3 protein-coding genes are annotated in these 2,651 nt (G+C 41.2%); all 3 read left to right on the forward strand.

The window, feature by feature from the left end:
- Positions 1 to 93 precede the first annotated feature (93 nt).
- Positions 94 to 540 (forward strand): hypothetical protein, encoded by a 447-nt coding sequence (locus J7K79_RS02130; protein ID WP_296904640.1) that lies wholly within the window; start codon positions 94 to 96, stop codon positions 538 to 540.
- Positions 515 to 1,753, forward strand: a complete 1,239-nt coding sequence (locus tag J7K79_RS02135; protein WP_296904642.1) for a terminase family protein — start codon at positions 515 to 517, stop codon at positions 1,751 to 1,753. The genes J7K79_RS02130 and J7K79_RS02135 overlap by 26 nt, the downstream gene beginning before the upstream one ends.
- An 11-nt stretch (positions 1,754 to 1,764) precedes the next feature.
- The coding region (locus J7K79_RS02140) for a hypothetical protein (protein ID WP_296904644.1) at positions 1,765 to 2,651 on the forward strand (887 nt) is incomplete at its 3' end.

Consider the following 2,651-nt stretch of genomic DNA (forward strand, 5'->3'; position numbering starts at 1 on the left):
ATATATAAGAGCCCTCAGGGGCTCTTTTTTCATATTGGCAAGATAAATACCTTGCCATATCTTTCTATATCTGAACGAAAGTGAGGTGGAAGCATGCCTAGGCCTAGTAAAATTGAGCAATATGAGCTGGAAGACTATGTCCTCAAAAAATATGCCGAGGGTATGTCTTCCAACAAAATATCAAAAGCGCTGAAAGAGGAAAAGAGAATAAGCATCAGCAAAACAGCAATCGCTAACTTTCTAAAGACAGTTCGTGAAGAGCGAGCTGAGATCTCTAAAGCAATTGTTCAGGAACATATTCAAAAAACTATCCCGGATGACCTTCAAAAACTGGACGAAATGAATGAAGAACTTTTTAAGTGGTTTAGAGATCCGGAACTCTCAAAACAGGCAAAACTTCAGGTTTACGATAGGCTCCTAAGAGGAATTGATTTGAAATTAAAGAACTCTGGAGCTGGTGCAACTACGCTGAAGACCTTTTCAAAGCTGTTGCAGAACGTTGGGGACTCGATAAATGAACAAAGAACAATTTCTTGGTGATATAGGTTTCAAGCCACATCCTGGACAATACGATGCTTTTATGTCTGATGCGAGATTCAAAATTCTCTGCAATGGCAGAAGATGGGGAAAATCACTTTATTCAGCTATTGAGATTCTTCCATATGTGTTCATGAAAGAAAAAAGGGTATGGATAGTTGGGCCAACATATGAATTAGCACAAAAGGTCTTCAGAGAAGTCTATAAGTATGTCAGACCTCGTAAATTTCTATGGGAAGCAAATGGTCGTTGCGTAAATTCTAAGTCTGAAATGAGAATTATTACCAATTTAGGGACGGAAATTGTGGGAAAGTCAGCAGACAATCCAGATTCACTGATAGGTGAAGGCTTAGATCTTTTGATAGTAGATGAAGCGGCCAGAATCAAAGAAGAAGTGTGGAATGAGGCTCTAAGACCAACATTATCGGATAGAAGCGGAAGAGCCATAATAATCAGCACTCCTAAAGGTAGAAATTGGTTTTTTCGAATGTGGACGCGAGGCAAAGATCCAAATTTCCCAGAGTATCAATCCTGGCAGCATCCATCTTCTGAAAATCCGTATCTAAAGCCAGAAGAGATTGAAGAAGCCAGAAGAACACTTCCTGAACGGGCGTTTAGACAGGAATTTCTTGCGGAGTTTTTGGATGATACAGGCGGTGTTTTTCGAGGCGTTAGAAAGAATATTAAAAAAACTCTCCGGGATCCTAAATCTGGAGAGTTTTTTTATAAGGGCGTTGACCTTGCCAAATACATGGACTTCACAGTTATTTGCGTTCTTGACCAAAATGGTGATTTGGTTCACTTTGAAAGATTCAACCAAATCAATTGGAGCCTTCAGATGGAGAGAATTAAGCAGGTGGATCGAAAATACCCTGGTAGTACTTGGATAGATTCAACAGGCGTTGGTGATCCAATATTCGAGGATCTCAGGCGTCAAGGTCTCAGTGTTGAAAGCTTCAAGTTCAACCATTCTTCCAAAGAGCAACTTATTAACAAACTTGCTTTGGCAATAGAACAGGGAACGATCCACTACGAAGATATTCCGGAATTAGTCAACGAGCTGGAGATCTTTGAATACCAAATAAGTTCTTCAGGAAATCTTAAAATGAACGCGCCGCCAGGCTATCATGACGACTGCGTTATCGCATTAGCTCTGGCTGTATGGGGCATGGGAAATAATCAGACGGTGATCGGCGGAAGACTCGATATTTTATAGGTGGTGATAGTATGAGTACCAAAAACTACAACGACCTTTGGATTCAATATTTTGGAGACTATACGGAGGCATATTGTAAAGCTCATGGCTTGTTTGTCGCATATAAATCAGACGGTTCTCTTAGAGCGCTTACTCGCAGTCTGGTTGACTATGCCTCGGAAATCATAAATACAGATCTCAGTATGATATTTGGGGAGTATTTCAGAATCACTGGAAATGACAGTGACATTGAGGCTTTGCAAGAGGTCTTGGATCTCAACGAGTGGGACAAGCTGAAATATCTCTTCACTCTCCAAGGCTTAGTATTGGGTGATACAGCTTTGAAGCTTGGGCGAGATGATGATGGTCAAATTCGAATTTCTATTGTAAGCCTTCTAAATGACTTATCATATCGCATGGAGAACGGCGAGATTGTCGAGTGGATTTATAAGTGGAAGCGTCAAAAAGGCTCAAGCAATGCTGGTGAATGTGAAGAAGTTATTGAGCGCTATTCGAAAGACCGTGTCGTGATAGAAATTGATGGTGTCAGAAAGGAAGTGCCTAATCGATATGGTGAGTTTTGGCTCTTCCATGTACCGAATATTCCGTCGATGAAATACGGTAGTATATGGGGTGAGAGTGAACTTGAACGAATAGGTGACACCGTCGATGAGCTGAACTCCACCTTCTCAAAAATCTCAGCTATTGAGACTATCTATGCAAACCCAAAATTGTTAATTTCAGGAGCTGCAAAGACTGAGTTGACCGCCACAGATAATGCGTGGTTCGTTCCGAGGGAGGCTTCAATAGCCTTCCTGGAATACAAAGGCCAGATCATTCCTGCAATGCTTCAGAAGATAGACAGGCTGATAGATTACCTTAGAAACAAATGTCCAGAGTTGATCTTGAATGACCTCGG

Origin of the sequence: Thermotoga sp., from assembly GCF_021162145.1 — a bacterium.
Lineage (GTDB): Bacteria > Thermotogota > Thermotogae > Thermotogales > Thermotogaceae > Thermotoga.